General features: G+C 45.4%; 15 protein-coding genes. 6 read left to right on the forward strand and 9 right to left on the reverse strand.

Annotation, left to right across the window (positions count from 1 at the left end):
* Positions 1 to 5: 5 nt before the first annotated feature.
* A complete protein-coding gene (locus tag PPHA_RS10665) occupies positions 6 to 1,532 on the reverse strand; it encodes an FAD-dependent oxidoreductase (protein ID WP_012508831.1) in 1,527 nt (508 codons plus the stop codon).
* Positions 1,533 to 1,667: 135 nt separating this feature from the next.
* Here PPHA_RS10665 and PPHA_RS10670 point away from each other — a divergent pair, with 135 nt between their 5' ends.
* From PPHA_RS10670 to pscD, 6 genes are all read left to right on the forward strand, one after another.
* On the forward strand, positions 1,668 to 2,297 hold the full coding sequence (locus tag PPHA_RS10670; RefSeq protein ID WP_012508832.1) for a sigma-70 family RNA polymerase sigma factor: 630 nt from the start codon (positions 1,668 to 1,670) through the stop codon (positions 2,295 to 2,297).
* 27 nt (positions 2,298 to 2,324) lie between these two features.
* Entirely contained in the window at positions 2,325 to 2,582 is a 258-nt protein-coding gene (locus tag PPHA_RS10675; protein WP_012508833.1) for an anti-sigma factor family protein, read from the forward strand.
* Positions 2,583 to 2,734: 152 nt separating this feature from the next.
* A complete protein-coding gene (locus PPHA_RS10680) occupies positions 2,735 to 3,124 on the forward strand; it encodes an ArsR/SmtB family transcription factor (protein WP_012508834.1) in 390 nt (129 codons plus the stop codon).
* Positions 3,125 to 3,371: 247 nt separating this feature from the next.
* Positions 3,372 to 3,770: an Hsp20/alpha crystallin family protein gene (locus PPHA_RS10685; protein WP_012508835.1), complete on the forward strand. Its 399-nt coding sequence runs from the start codon at positions 3,372 to 3,374 to the stop codon at positions 3,768 to 3,770.
* Between the two features lie 84 nt (positions 3,771 to 3,854).
* The gene (gene dnaK, locus PPHA_RS10690; RefSeq protein WP_012508836.1) at positions 3,855 to 5,777 is read left to right on the forward strand and encodes a molecular chaperone DnaK; all 1,923 of its coding nucleotides are present in this window, start codon (positions 3,855 to 3,857) and stop codon (positions 5,775 to 5,777) included.
* Between the two features lie 140 nt (positions 5,778 to 5,917).
* Positions 5,918 to 6,352 carry a photosystem P840 reaction center protein PscD gene (gene pscD, locus PPHA_RS10695; protein WP_012508837.1) on the forward strand — a complete coding sequence of 145 codons (435 nt, stop codon included), beginning with the start codon at positions 5,918 to 5,920 and terminating at the stop codon, positions 6,350 to 6,352.
* Positions 6,353 to 6,612: 260 nt separating this feature from the next.
* Here the strand turns inward: pscD and PPHA_RS10700 are convergent, their stop codons facing one another.
* From PPHA_RS10700 to PPHA_RS10735, 8 genes are all read right to left on the reverse strand, one after another.
* Entirely contained in the window at positions 6,613 to 7,401 is a 789-nt protein-coding gene (locus tag PPHA_RS10700) for a tetratricopeptide repeat protein (RefSeq protein ID WP_012508838.1), read from the reverse strand.
* Positions 7,402 to 7,405: 4 nt separating this feature from the next.
* Complete coding sequence (pal, locus tag PPHA_RS10705; RefSeq protein WP_012508839.1) at positions 7,406 to 7,927, reverse strand: peptidoglycan-associated lipoprotein Pal; 522 nt, start codon at positions 7,925 to 7,927, stop codon at positions 7,406 to 7,408.
* Positions 7,928 to 8,011: 84 nt separating this feature from the next.
* Positions 8,012 to 8,485, reverse strand: coding sequence for a peptidoglycan-associated lipoprotein Pal (gene pal / locus PPHA_RS10710; RefSeq protein WP_012508840.1), 474 nt, complete (start codon positions 8,483 to 8,485; stop codon positions 8,012 to 8,014).
* Between the two features lie 42 nt (positions 8,486 to 8,527).
* On the reverse strand, positions 8,528 to 9,850 hold the full coding sequence (gene tolB, locus PPHA_RS10715) for a Tol-Pal system beta propeller repeat protein TolB (protein WP_012508841.1): 1,323 nt from the start codon (positions 9,848 to 9,850) through the stop codon (positions 8,528 to 8,530).
* Positions 9,851 to 10,024: 174 nt separating this feature from the next.
* The gene (locus tag PPHA_RS10720) at positions 10,025 to 10,921 is read right to left on the reverse strand and encodes an energy transducer TonB (protein ID WP_012508842.1); all 897 of its coding nucleotides are present in this window, start codon (positions 10,919 to 10,921) and stop codon (positions 10,025 to 10,027) included.
* 8 nt (positions 10,922 to 10,929) lie between these two features.
* A complete protein-coding gene (gene tolR / locus PPHA_RS10725) occupies positions 10,930 to 11,325 on the reverse strand; it encodes a protein TolR (protein WP_012508843.1) in 396 nt (131 codons plus the stop codon).
* Between the two features lie 29 nt (positions 11,326 to 11,354).
* Positions 11,355 to 12,014, reverse strand: a complete 660-nt coding sequence (gene tolQ / locus PPHA_RS10730; RefSeq protein ID WP_012508844.1) for a protein TolQ — start codon at positions 12,012 to 12,014, stop codon at positions 11,355 to 11,357.
* Between the two features lie 24 nt (positions 12,015 to 12,038).
* Positions 12,039 to 13,619 carry a DUF92 domain-containing protein gene (locus PPHA_RS10735; RefSeq protein WP_012508845.1) on the reverse strand — a complete coding sequence of 527 codons (1,581 nt, stop codon included), beginning with the start codon at positions 13,617 to 13,619 and terminating at the stop codon, positions 12,039 to 12,041.
* Positions 13,620 to 13,671: the final 52 nt, after the last annotated feature.

Below are 13,671 nucleotides of genomic sequence, written 5' to 3' on the forward strand. Positions count from 1 at the left end.
CCCGATTACACTAACGGATCAAGCGGCTTGCCAAATTTTCTGGCAATCAGGGATGCGCACGATACCCCCGAATAGGTTACGGCTATGACGCCCTGCCCGGGAAAAGTACTGTCGCCTACAGCAAAGAGATTTTTTATCGGTGTTGTGTTCTGGGGTTTCTGGAGAATACTCTGCCCCGGTTTGAGCAGAGGCCCGTATGATCCTTTAAAGCGATTGAGATAGCGCTCATGGGTAAGCGGCGTAGCAAGTACCTTTAGTTTTACAGCTTTCGATAATCCGGGTAAAATCCGCTCTATCCGGAAAATTATCCCGGCTGCAACCTCATCCTTTGCTGCAAGGTAGGCACTGCTACCCCTCTCATAATGTTGCCACTCTTCAACCTCTCCAGTAACGAAAGCATGAACAATATGTCTGCCGGGAGGCGCCAGTGATGGATCAAGAATGGTTGGTGCAGAAAAATAGATGGTTCCTCCCAACTGGTTATAGCTCTTCCAGTCGTCGACCAGAATATGGTGCATATGAAACCCTTCGGGAATAACAGAAGCATCAACACCGAGAAAAAGCTGGAACCAGCTCGGCGCCCTCAGAAAACGTTTTTCATCCACCCTGTAGCGCGAGTCGATAACAAGGCGATTAAAGGTATCCCAGACTGTTGCATTGCTGATTACCGCTTTTGCATAGTACTCTGTGCCATCGGCAAGCCTGACGCCACGGGCCTCACCGTTGCTGACCAGAATCTCGGTAACCTCTGATTGATAACAAATACGTCCGCCAAACTTCCTGATCCCCTTGCAAAGCCCATCAGGAATAGCGCCGGAACCGCCGATCGGATAATTGATGCCGCCGAAATGGCGATCGGCAAGACAGATGCTGGCATTGACCAGTGGGGTTGCAAGAGCATCCTGCACCGCCCAGGAGTAGGCCTCAATGTCGATAAAATGGAGCAGTTCTTCATCCTTAATATAACTTCTGGCGGTTTTCCCCATTGAACGAAAGCTTTTCAGCGCAAGAGCCATGGTCTTGAGAGGATGTGCAGCACCGACCGAGAGCAGATGTGTCACATCCTCAAGCGAGCCCGCAGGCAGAGCGCTGAGAATGTCATAAACCTCCGTGAGCTCATGATAAAATTTTCTGATTCCGTCACTCTCATGCGGAAAACGAGCGGCAAGAGCATCAAGAAATGCTTGTTGGTTATAAGAGGCTGGTAGAGAAAAACCACCGGGCAGGTGATAATGGATCTGAACAGGGTCAAAAATTGTGAGCACCTCAATATCGAGCTTTCTGAATATTCGCGTATGCAGGTTCAGGGTGCCACTGCTGCTATTGTCACCAAAACCATAAAAAACCGATGCTCCGGCATCAAAACGATACCCCTCCCGCTGGAAAGAAGAGCAACTTCCCCCCGCATATCGGTTCTTCTCGAAAACAAGGGTTGAAATGCCCCTCTCCTGAAGCAATGCTGCTGCAGTGAGCCCTCCAACTCCTGAACCGATAACAATCACATCAGCAGAAAGATCAGCGGATACATTCATGGAACACATGCCTTTGGATTATGTTTACGAAGTTCAGAAAAGCCTTAAAGTATATTGCTTTAAATATATTAATTTATGAAAAGATTCTTCGGAATGCAAAACAACGTTTCTTTGAACCCTGGAAGATATCATCCCATGGATAAACCTGATCCTGCTCGCGACTTAAAAACCGGGACAAAAAAAGAGACGCTCTCCCGAGATGAGCGACGAAAGCAACTTGAGTTTCAAAATGAAGCCGTTGTTCATCTTAACGCCCTCTATAACTATGCTCTTCACTTGACCATGAATCCAAGTGATGCTGAGGATCTGGTGCAGGAGACCTATCTGAAGGCATATAGATTTTTTAATTCTTTTGAGCGGGGAACAAACTGTAAGGCATGGCTGTTTAAAATCCTGAAAAACAACTATATCAACCGCTTCAGGAAAAATTCGAAGGAACCTGGAAAAGTTGATTATGATCTTATTAAAGATTTTTATCATTCAATCAAAGACACCCGAAGTGATACCACTGAGTCAGAAAGCGATTATTTCCATTCATTGCTGCACGAAGAGGTCTATCAGGCGCTTCACTCTCTGCCCGAGGAGTTCAGGGAGGTGATTCAGTTGTGTGATATTGAGGGATTTACCTATGAGGAAATTGCAAATATGGTAGAAAGCCCTATCGGAACGGTGAGGTCAAGGTTATATCGGGGCAGGAAGCTGCTTCGCAGTCAGCTTGAGGGATATGCAAAGAAATACGGCTTCAACACCGATAACGTTCAATAAATCGAGACGCACAAACTTTTTTTTACTATGAACTGCAAAAAGGCCAGCGTGCTTATGAGTGCCTCTCTGGATGGAGAGCTTTCCCACCTTGAAGAGCAGGATTTTCTCCTTCACATTTCGGAGTGCAAAGAGTGCCACAGAGAGTTTGAGGAGGCAAAAAAAACCAAAATGATCATCAGGGAAAAAATTATCCAGTTCAAGGCCCCTCAGACGTTGGTTATGTCAATCATGCAGCTTACCAGTTTCAATACCAAAGAGCACGAAGACACCCTCCTTTGTGAATAGCACCTGCTGCCCGGGTTATTCACTCTGGAAAATAATTCATATCTTGTCCGGTTTGAATTGTACGAATTAATAGCTATATACTCGTTCACGTTAACAATAGATTATCACTGCATAAAGGGAGGCAGTACTCCCCGGCGGTAACCAGGTATCCCATGAGCAAAACGGTCACGATTACAGAAGAAGATGTAAAAAAATGGCATCTTAATATGCCTGATGAGATGTTTGAAGCGGTTTCCAATCGATTCAAGCTGCTCTCTGAACCAATGAGACTGAGAATTTTACGTGTGCTTTGTGAGAGCGAGCATACCGTTCAGGAAATTGTCAATGAAATACACGCAAGCCAGGCAAACATCTCAAAACATCTGGCCCTGATGTATGAGAGTGGTGTTGTAACCCGCAGGAAAGAGGGCTTGAAATGCTATTATCGTATCGCTGACGATAGTGTTATCTACGCTTGTTATCTGAGTTCAAAAAGTGTAGTTGATAACCTTCAGGAGCGACTTTGCTGGGTACAAAAAGTCCAGTCTAACCTCTCCAGTTGACACTCTTTCCATTTTCCGCATCTCAATCCGGCACGCCTCCTCCTTTACGCCTCCTCCGCCTGACTTTTTGTCATACTGACACCAAATTCATGACATTTTCGCTATCAACAAGTCATTTTGATGAAACTCCCTCAGGTGAAAAGGCGTATTTCAGTTTTGGCATGGTTTTTGATGTTTATTAGCATGGAATTGTTCATTACCATCAATTACTGTAATCATAACAAACAAGAGCGAAAAGGAGATTACCATGCTGGTACAATTAGCGAAAGACCCAATGAGACTGTTTGATGATATCTGGTCAGGTGCACAACAGCCTTCAGCCCCGGCTTTTAAGGTTGATATTTCAGAAGATGAGGCCGGATTCCATATTGATGCCGAACTTCCCGGTATCGCCAAAGAGAATGTGGTACTCCACATTGAAGATGATGTACTGACCATCAAAGCAGAGAGAACGGCGGAAACGGAAGAGAGCAAGAAAAATTATCATCGTATTGAGAGGAGCTCCGGAAGTTTTTCAAGGAGTTTTAATCTTGGTGAAATGATTGATCAGGAGAGCATCAGTGCAGATTTCAAGAACGGAATACTTCATGTAACGCTTCCGAAAGCTGTGCCGGTAAAGAAGAAAAAAGAGATTACGATTAATTAAAATCACGTTCAGGAACCACCCGAACTCAGACATTATTAGTTGTAAAACTGTTTTATATCACATTCAAAACAAGGAATAGACATTATGGGTAAAATTATCGGCATCGACCTTGGCACGACGAACTCTTGTGTTTCGGTTATGCAGGGATCGCAGCCAACAGTTATCGAAAATTCAGAGGGAAACCGTACAACACCCTCTATCATAGCCTTAACCAAAACCGGTGATCGTTTGGTTGGCCAGGCTGCAAAAAGACAGGCGATAACCAATCCGAAGAACACGATCTTTTCTATCAAGCGTTTCATGGGACGCAAATATGATGAAATCAATGACGAAAAAAAGCTTGCTCCCTATGAAATTATCAACGAAGGTGGTGAAGCCCGCGTAAAAATCAATGACAAAATCTATTCTCCCCAGGAAGTTTCAGCAATGATCCTGCAGAAAATGAAGCAGACGGCTGAGGACTTTCTTGGTGAAAAAGTTACCGAAGCAGTCATCACGGTGCCGGCATACTTCAATGATGCCCAGCGGCAGGCGACAAAAGATGCCGGGCGTATTGCCGGACTTGATGTCAAGCGTATCATCAATGAACCTACCGCTGCTGCTCTTGCCTACGGCCTTGACAGAAAGCAGACGAGTGAAAAAGTTGCGGTCTTCGATCTTGGTGGAGGAACATTTGATATCTCCGTTCTTGAGCTTGGTGATGGTGTTTTTGAGGTGAAGTCAACTGACGGCGATACCCATCTCGGCGGTGACAACTTTGACCAGAAAATTATCGATTATATTGCTGACGAGTTTAAAAAACAGGAGGGTATTGATCTTCGCAAGGATGCCATTACCCTTCAGCGCTTGAAGGAAGCCGCTGAAAAAGCAAAAATCGAACTCTCTTCAAGGACTGATACCGAAATCAATCTTCCCTTCATTACTGCAACACAGGAAGGGCCGAAACACCTGGTGATCAATCTCACCCGTGCAAAATTCGAGGCATTGTGCGCTGATCTGTTCGACAAGATTCTTGATCCCTGTCGTCGTGCCATCAAGAATTCCAAGCTTGAGATGAAGGAGATCGACGAGGTGGTTCTTGTTGGAGGTTCCACCCGTATACCAAAAGTGCAGGCTTTGGTCAAAGACTTTTTCGGCAAAGAGCCGAACAAAAGTGTCAATCCTGATGAAGTTGTTGCTATCGGCGCGGCTATTCAGGGTGGTGTTCTGAAAGGTGACGTCACTGATGTTCTGCTGCTTGATGTAACACCTCTTTCGCTTGGTATTGAAACCCTTGGCGGTGTAATGACGAAGCTCATCGATGCAAACACCACTATTCCGACAAGAAAGCAGGAGGTTTTTTCAACTGCAGGTGATAATCAGACCTCGGTTGAGGTACATGTTTTACAGGGAGAGCGCCCAATGGCTACCGACAACAAAACACTGGGTCGGTTCCACCTTGGCGATATTCCTCCCTCTCCAAGAGGCATACCACAGATCGAAGTGACGTTTGATATCGATTCCAACGGTATTCTGCATGTTTCAGCAAAAGACAAGGCAACAGGAAAAGAGCAGAGCATCAAAATTGAATCGAGCAGCAAGCTCACCGACGCTGAAATCAGCAAAATGAAGGAGGACGCAAAAGAACATGCTGCTGAAGATCAGAAACGCAAGGAAGAGATCGACACCAGAAATATTGCAGACTCCCTGATTTTCAGCACTGAAAAACAGTTGAAAGAGCTCGGCGATAAAATACCGGCAGACAAACGTCCCGTACTGGAAGGTTCGCTTGAAAAACTCAAGGAAGCTTACAAGAACGGAACCGTTGAGTCTCTTAAAAGTGCGATGGAGGAGCTCAACAAGGAGTGGAGTGAGATTGCCTCTCATCTCTACCAGTCTCAGGGTCCGGAATCGTCACAGCCTGAAACGGCAGCACAGAGTGACAGCGGTGAAAAATCGAAAAAAAATAGCGGCGATGGTAATGTTGAAAATGCTGAATACGAAGTTATTGACGGCAACGACAAATAAGCTGTAAAAAGATCTCGTCTTGAACAAAGGGATTCCTGTGTGAATCCCTTTGTTTATTTAACCGGGTTTTGCTAATTTGAACACTGTTGAAGGTAGAACACCAGAGTGTGATATATTTGCAAATTTTAACCGTGCAAACAATGCAACCTCAGCTCAGCCGTCCGAACACCGGCGATAACCAGGTCAGGGTAAGTACAGCAGGGCCATGGTCAGGCAATGCTGCTCATAAAGCAGAAAAGTATTTTATCACCTCAGCAAAAAGAGATAATCGTGGTAACCTTCAGGTGCAGATAAGTCCCTCTTCGGGACGAAGAAAGTTATCGCCGACAAAGGTTATGATCGATAAAATCATTTCCGGGGAAATTGAACTCTTTGTTCTTACGACACAGCCTGATATCGGTATTGATATCAAGAAGAAGATTATTGACAACGAGAATCGTTATGTCATTGACTTTGACAATCGTGGAATAAAATGGACCATGAGGGATATCCCTGTCTTTTACAGCTCATTATTACGGGAACTTTGCATTGAGATTGACCGGCGAACCTATACACTTGATGAATTTTTCAAGTAATTGATAATTCACGGCTTTGCAAGTTGAGCTGGCTTTGAAGTCACGGCTCTCTCAAAAAGATGGAAATCAATAAAAAAGGCTATCCGGAGGGGTGGCCTTTTTTATTGACAGATTCTGAATCACACTCTTATTGCGAAATAGTGAGCCCGGCATTATCCATTAGGTCAGATGCTTATAGTAAACGAAAAAGCTGCCTCATAACGTGAGTCATGAGACAGCAGCTCCATTGTTCTGTTCATTTCATAAGAGAGATGGATGAACTATTGCAATTTTTTGCGCGCCTGAGTCGCTTGAGGTGCATCAGGATAAACGTTGACCAGATCCTTGAACCTTGCCTTTGCGTTGGCAGGGTCGCCTATAAATTCAAAGGAGAGCGCCTGTTTGTAGAGCGCTTCAGGACGTTTGTTGCTTTTGAGGTATTTGGCAATCACAACCTGATATTCAAGAATGGCCTTTTCATACCATTTTTCACCAAAATAGCTCTCCGCTATAAAGAACTGTGCCTGATCGGCAAGAGCAGATGGCGGTGTGCGTTGCATCAGTAAACCGAAACTTTCCCGTGAAGCAACATAATTTTTACTTTTGAGTCTCTCCCGCCCCTCTTCAAGCAATGCGGCATCAGTAAGAGCAGAAGGCTTTTGAGCGCTCTGTACCGTATCATTCTGTTGTAACGGCGCTGCTGAAGGGGGGCTCTGCTCTTTGGCAAGAGCAATATATTGCTCCATTTTCTGCAACCTCAACTCCAGCTCATCAACCTTGTGCACAAGGAGGGAATCCTCCATACCAAGGCGACCAAAAGTCAGCCGATTATTATGAGAAATCTCCTCAATACTGCCCTGTAAGCGAGAAACATCATCCCGAACCTGTTGAACATCCGAATAGGAGACCGCAGACTGCGACTTAATGGTTTCCGAATCCGTTTTGAGCTTTTTCAGATTATCTTCAACAACGAGAAGATCCTGTTTTGATGCACAGGCCGACAGTGCAAGAACTGGAAGAAAAAGAAAAGGTCTTATCTTTTTATACATGGTCAGCAAAGGATTCTTCATACCATTATTTTACGACAAAATGCGCCCGACGGTTTTTTGCCCAGGACTCTTCATTACTGCCGGCAGCAAATGGACGCTCTTCGCCATAACTCACCGTTTCAAGACGGGATGGAGCCACACCAAACCTGACCAGATACTCTTTAGCACTTATCGCCCTGCGATCGCCAAGCGCAAGATTGTATTCTGAAGTACCCCTCTCATCACAATGACCTTCAATAAGAGCTCCTTTGCGAGCATTGCTTCCCATCCATACTCCATTTTGGTGGAGTTGCTCCTGAGCCTCGGCACTCAGCGTAGCGCTGTCATAATCAAAAAACACATCGCCCAGAGGTCCGGTTTGCCATTGATCAAATCCATAACCGGATGGTGAGGATGGCAACAATGGTAAAGACGGCGACGACGATGAAGGTAATGATGCGGAACCACTCCCTGCACTCCCTGCATCAGGGGTCACTGCACTTTTTGATGAACATCCAGCGGTCACCATCAAGGCCAGAACAATGATGCCGTTTATTTTTTTTGTCATGGATCCAATTCAATTAAACATTGATAAAAAAAGGGGCAGCAAGAACAACAACCTGCCCCTTGTCGTCTTCAACAAAACATCTCTTTATTCCGCAACAAAGTGTGCCCTTCTGTTCTGAGCCCATGCCTCTTCATTGCTGCCGTCAGCAAATGGTTTTTCCTCACCGAAACTAACCGTCTTCAGACGGACAGGAGCAACACCCAAATTGACGATGTAATCCTTTGCACTGTTTGCACGGCGCTGGCCAAGAGCAAGGTTATACTCCGCAGTGCCTCTTTCATCGCAATGCCCTTCGATGATGACACTCTTCTCTGTATTTGCCTGTATCCAGTTGAAATTGGTTTTCAACTGCTCAACGGCATCTGCGCGGAGCTCAGAACGGTCAAAATCATAGAAAACATCGCCAAGACCAGGCATTACAACCACAACTGGCGGAGGTGGAGGAGGAAGTGGTGGTGGTGGTGGGGCCACAACGACCTCTTTTCCGCAACCACATGCACCAAGAAACAGCATGGTCGGAATAACAAGACTTCTCAATAACGGCTTCATAGTTTTCATTTGTCCCCCTTTTTCATTGTTTATGTTACAAAATATACCGCACTAACGTAAAGACCAGGATGGCTGCGTCTGCTGACCATCAACCTGCAATAAAGCCCTCTGTTTATCCCCTTTCGAATCCATTGTGTAAAGTTTCTGTTTTCCTGAGCGGTTAGACGAAAACACTATCATCTGTCCATCCGGAGACCACGAGGGGCAGATGTTCTCTCCGCATCGCCGTGTTAACTGCATGAGCCCTGAGCCATCAGCACTCACGGTAAATATATTTATTTCACCATTCTTTTCCCATGTTGTATAGGCAATTTTATCTCCGGCAGGAGACCATGATGGCTGGGTATTATAACGGCCACTGAACGTCAATCTTTTTACCTGACCAGACTGAATATCCTGGATAAAGATCTGGGGAAGACCATTTCTTGAAGAGACAAATGCCATCTTGCTGCCATCGGGAGAAAACGCAGGAGAAATATCAATACTCCTGCTATTGGTAAGCCTTCGCGAAAGTGTGCCATCAGTTTTAACAAGATAAATCTGCTGATTGCCATCAAAGGAGAGTGTTGCTGCCACCTCGCTGCCACTTCTCCAGGCAGGGTCAATACTGACACCACTATTGCCAACTGACGCAGTTTTCCTCTCACCAAGGTTCTGGATACGAAGAACAGAACGGCCAGAAGAAAAATCAATGTAGGCAAGATGTCTTCCATCCGGAGAAAGAGATGGATTCATGGTAATCGATCTCGAATTGGTCAGTTGCTCAACTCCATATCCATCAAAATCACACTGATAGATCTCTTTATACCCGGTATTATTCGAAACAAAAACAATTTTACTGCCAAATACAGAAGATTTACCGGTAAGAAGTGCAACAAGATCAGCGCAGAACGCATGACCGATTGAACGAAGTTCATCCTCCTTGCCCGTATAGGTTTTCCTTAAAAGCAATCTGGAGCCAGCAGTCTCGTAGACCGACATATCCAGATTGATCATTCCTGACTTTATCGTAACCGTACCTCCTGCATAGACCTCTGCACCTACCGAAGTCAGTGCTCCAAAATTGATGACAACACTCTTTTTGTCACTGTTGTCCATAATATTAAGAGGTGGAGGAAGCATGGAGAATATCCCTGCAAAATCGAGACCATCATGCATAACGGTATCAAGACCCTGCCCAAATCGGGACTCCTTTTTTCCATCTGCATGGAGCTTGTCGAGTACAAGAACAATATTGCCAGACCCCTCTTTACGGATGGCTATATACTCTCCTGTCTCTCCCGTCTCGCCTGCACAGAGGTGCAGAGGAAATACGAGCAGAAAAAAGAGCGCCACAAAAATGCCAGAGAAAACATGTTTAAAAAATCGCACCATAACACAACAACGCTTTAGCTGTTACACATAATCTGATAACCTGCCGACCTTATACGAAACCAAAAGAACATGTTTCTGCTCTAAACAACAATGGCAGACTAAACATCACCACAATAAGCATACTCAAGGCAAATATATAAAAAAAGTTTTTTCCACACCAGCCAGCCACGAACCCTACTCAATACCTTCCGGAGTAAACACAAATCCAATCCAAACATCCCTGAACCCCTCCTCTTTCGGCAAAACAGGAAGAGGTGATGATTTTTCAAGGGCTTTTTTTACTGAACTGTTCAAATATTCACTTGGCGCCCTCTTATCAAAAATAATCTGGCGAATCGTCCCATCAGCAATAATGTTAATACGAACATAGACACTCATGCCGTAACTGTTTTTCAGCATCTGCCCGGAAAAAACCCAGTTCCGCTGAATAATTGACGCAATTTCAGCTTTATAGGGATCTGCAGTTCCACCACCACCACTCCCCTTTCCCGCACCACTTCTGCCACCGGACGAGCCGGGTTTTCCGCCGCCACTACCCTGCAAAGGCTGTTTATCAGAGCTCACCTTCTGCTGAAGCGTCGCAAGCGCTTTGTTCAAAGCACTGGCAGATGGTTGCGGTAATTGCGCTGTTTTCTTTTCAATGTTTTGCTTGAGCCGCTGAAGAGCTGTACTCATATCAGAGGGCTTTTCAACAACCTTCGGCTTCAGTGGTTCCACAGAAATTTTTTTTGGAGGCTCCACAACAACCTGCTTAAGGGCAGGCGGCTGCGGTTTTTCCGGCAACGCCTCCTTAACGACCTTGTTGACAACAGGGGGAGGAGTATTGATTTGAGGCTCTGCAGAGGGTGCTTCGGTACTACCACCCTTCCCTTCAGATCGTTGAGGCGAACCACCGGAACCGGGTAGGGAAACAAGAGAGACACTCACAATTTTCAGCTTGACATGCCGGCCAGCATCCCATAACTGGAGATAAACAGCTAAAAAAAACACCATGGCATGCATTACTGCCGCAGCAACAAGCCAAAGCAAAAACTTTTGTTCTGCAGAAACATGATTACGACTTTTTTTCATAAACGCACCTATATCCCGCCTTCCCTCGAAATGGGAACGGGTTCGGTCACCATGCCAATCTTCTCAATTCCGGCATCCCTGATCTGGGCCATAACATCCATTACCAGACCATAAGGTAATGATTTATCAGCCTTAAGGTAAACCTCTCCTGTTTGCTTGACATCAAGAATCATCGGAAGCTTCTGACGAACCTCTGAAGCATTCAACTGATATTGATTGATAAAGACCCTCCGCGAAGCATCAATACTGATCACAAGAGCCTTTTCATGCACATCCATTTTCTGATGAGTCGTTTGTGGCGTTTCAACCTTTACACCATGCGTCATCATGGGAGCGGTTACCATAAAAATGATCAGCAGCACGAGCATGACATCAACAAACGGTGTTACGTTAATATCACTCATCAACCGGCCTTTTCCCGATGTTATCATATCTACGGTTCGTTAATGAATGCTGAAACAAATTCAGGAGAAAACTCCTCAAGGTCCCGCTCGATCATGCCGATCTGCTGTGCAAAAAAGTTATAGCCCATCACAGCAGGAATAGCCGCAGCAAGGCCTGCTGCCGTAGCAATAAGGGCTTCTGAAATACCGGGAGCAACCGCAGCAAGCGAAGCGGATTGAGTCATGCCAATGTTCTGAAATGAATTCATAATCCCCCATACCGTGCCAAAAAGTCCGATAAAGGGCGCCGTATTACCAACTGTTGCAAGAAAAGGAACAAGAGTTGACAGCCGCTTGTTTTCCGCATTGACCTCACGTTTCATTGCCCGGGCAATACGGGCTCGCCCCTGCCGGAGATCACTCTTGTCGCCAAGCGACCGGTATTCAATATAACAGGCACGAAAAACCCTTGGCAGTGAACCCGTTCTGAAATTCTCGCATTCCGTAAAAACCTTATCGACATTACTGACTGCAAAAAAATAGTCAAGAAAAAGCCTCGACTCACGCAAGGATTTTCTGAGATAACCAAATTTAAACGCAATGATTGCCCATGATATGACAGAAAATGCAAGAAGAATGGAAAGCACCATCAACACAACCGGTCCGGCATCCGAAAACAGGCCAAAAATCCCGAGTCTGGAATCAAACATACGCGTACAAGCAATTAAAATTCATTAAAACAGATGAACATTCTGGATAACCACATAGGCTAACGCCGAACCGGAAAGGGCACAAAGCGTATTGACCAGATCATTATTGACCAGAGGGGTGCCTTTAAGCAACCTGTTTTCAACCAGAACACCATCAGGCGACATACTATGGGTTCTCTCCGTTACCTTTTCACGGATTGGATCAAAATACTGAGCCTGAACAGTTGCTCCGAAAAAACTGTCAACCAGGCTGGCAAGAAGCCCTGAAAATCCAATAAGAAGAAAAGACTGCAGGACACCGAAATCCATCAACCAACGGACATTGATCACCATCGCACTGGCACAGATAAAGAGGGAACCAAGAAAGGCCCCTGAAGTACCTGGTACAGAAACACCACCAGAAGTTCCAACAGGCACCTCTCTGAAAGTAGTCACTAACCAGGCTTTTGGATTCGGCCACATCGTACCGATTTCCGTCGCCCAGGTATCAGCCTGTACTGCAGCAAGCGTTCCGAGATAGGCAAAAAAGATTGCAGGATCATTGGTCAACGAAAAAGCAATCATCAGAATCCAGGCTATTCCCCCGTTGGCATAAACCTGACCGGCATCCCGCTGCGACCCTTTTTCAAAGACCAGATCAAATTTCGCCTTCCGCTTCTTGCCCAATTTCGACAAGACCGACGACAACAGATAAAAGGTTAGAAGCGGAACTGTCCACTCTATCCCTCCGATACCAAAAATAGTTGTTCCCAGCAAAAATGTGGCCGTTGCCCCGCTGTTATTAAGAAATTTGACCTTGATTGAAAAAACAGCCAAAAGAAAAGCAAAAAGTCCACCAAGAAGAAAACGCTCAAGAAGAATGGTATGATTCATCTCAAGAACATAGAGCACATAAGCGATAGATACCGGAATAAAAAAATTATCGAGACCATGGGATAAAAGCGCCTCAACAGCCGTGGCTACAAGAGTAAGAAGAAGCGCAAGCGCTAAAAGCATCAACACCGACTTTCCGGCCAACCCTCCTGTGAAATTCTCGCTGAATACCATAAGAGCTGCGCTGAGAAGCAAAAAGCTGCTGACAAACATGGTGAGCGATCCCTCGAAAGTCTTGGGGTTTTTAGTCATATGCTCAATGTGCTTTTTACCAACTGAACTGCCAACAAGCGCCGCAAGAGAGTCACTGACGCCCATGACAAGCATAGAGGTCTGTAGTATCCATTTATGAGACTCCCAGAGAAAAAGAAGCTGAAGCAGAAAAACCAGAGGGAAAAGAAGCGAACCATAACTTTTTACTGCCGGTGACTGAGCGCTCTTCTCTTCAGGCAGGGCAAGCAGAGAACCAAACCATTGAAATCGAATGTTCAATCCATTAAAACAGAGAAAAATGGATGCTGCAAGCGCAGGATAAAAATTGGAATGGAAATAGGCCGGTATGAAAAAGATAACAACACCCATCGAGAGGTGAACAATTTTCCTGACAACAAGAGCGCTGACACTGAATTTCCTTGTCAACAGTTCGGCAAGAACAACAAAAAGCAGGATAAGGCAGAGCGTCAGGAAAAAGGCTGGAAAATCCTGAGGCAATGGAGCTTGGAGATTCAGCATGAGTCGATAGTTAATTCTGGTTGGACAAAAGGTGTAACGATAACGGTACAGA

This window comes from Pelodictyon phaeoclathratiforme BU-1, from assembly GCF_000020645.1.
Lineage (GTDB): Bacteria > Bacteroidota > Chlorobiia > Chlorobiales > Chlorobiaceae > Chlorobium > Chlorobium phaeoclathratiforme.

Excerpts from the sequence above, each read along its gene's own strand:
- PPHA_RS10665 (WP_012508831.1), bottom strand. The coding sequence starts at position 1,532 with ATGAATGTATCCGCTGATCTTTCTGCTGATGTGATTGTTATCGGTTCA.
- PPHA_RS10670 (WP_012508832.1), top strand. The coding sequence starts at position 1,668 with ATGGATAAACCTGATCCTGCTCGCGACTTAAAAACCGGGACAAAAAAA.
- PPHA_RS10675 (WP_012508833.1), top strand. The coding sequence starts at position 2,325 with ATGAACTGCAAAAAGGCCAGCGTGCTTATGAGTGCCTCTCTGGATGGA.
- PPHA_RS10680 (WP_012508834.1), top strand. The coding sequence starts at position 2,735 with ATGAGCAAAACGGTCACGATTACAGAAGAAGATGTAAAAAAATGGCAT.
- PPHA_RS10685 (WP_012508835.1), top strand. The coding sequence starts at position 3,372 with ATGCTGGTACAATTAGCGAAAGACCCAATGAGACTGTTTGATGATATC.
- dnaK (WP_012508836.1), top strand. The coding sequence starts at position 3,855 with ATGGGTAAAATTATCGGCATCGACCTTGGCACGACGAACTCTTGTGTT.
- pscD (WP_012508837.1), top strand. The coding sequence starts at position 5,918 with ATGCAACCTCAGCTCAGCCGTCCGAACACCGGCGATAACCAGGTCAGG.
- PPHA_RS10700 (WP_012508838.1), bottom strand. The coding sequence starts at position 7,401 with ATGAAGAATCCTTTGCTGACCATGTATAAAAAGATAAGACCTTTTCTT.
- pal (WP_012508839.1), bottom strand. The coding sequence starts at position 7,927 with ATGACAAAAAAAATAAACGGCATCATTGTTCTGGCCTTGATGGTGACC.
- pal (WP_012508840.1), bottom strand. The coding sequence starts at position 8,485 with ATGAAAACTATGAAGCCGTTATTGAGAAGTCTTGTTATTCCGACCATG.
- tolB (WP_012508841.1), bottom strand. The coding sequence starts at position 9,850 with ATGGTGCGATTTTTTAAACATGTTTTCTCTGGCATTTTTGTGGCGCTC.
- PPHA_RS10720 (WP_012508842.1), bottom strand. The coding sequence starts at position 10,921 with ATGAAAAAAAGTCGTAATCATGTTTCTGCAGAACAAAAGTTTTTGCTT.
- tolR (WP_012508843.1), bottom strand. The coding sequence starts at position 11,325 with ATGAGTGATATTAACGTAACACCGTTTGTTGATGTCATGCTCGTGCTG.
- tolQ (WP_012508844.1), bottom strand. The coding sequence starts at position 12,014 with ATGTTTGATTCCAGACTCGGGATTTTTGGCCTGTTTTCGGATGCCGGA.
- PPHA_RS10735 (WP_012508845.1), bottom strand. The coding sequence starts at position 13,619 with ATGCTGAATCTCCAAGCTCCATTGCCTCAGGATTTTCCAGCCTTTTTC.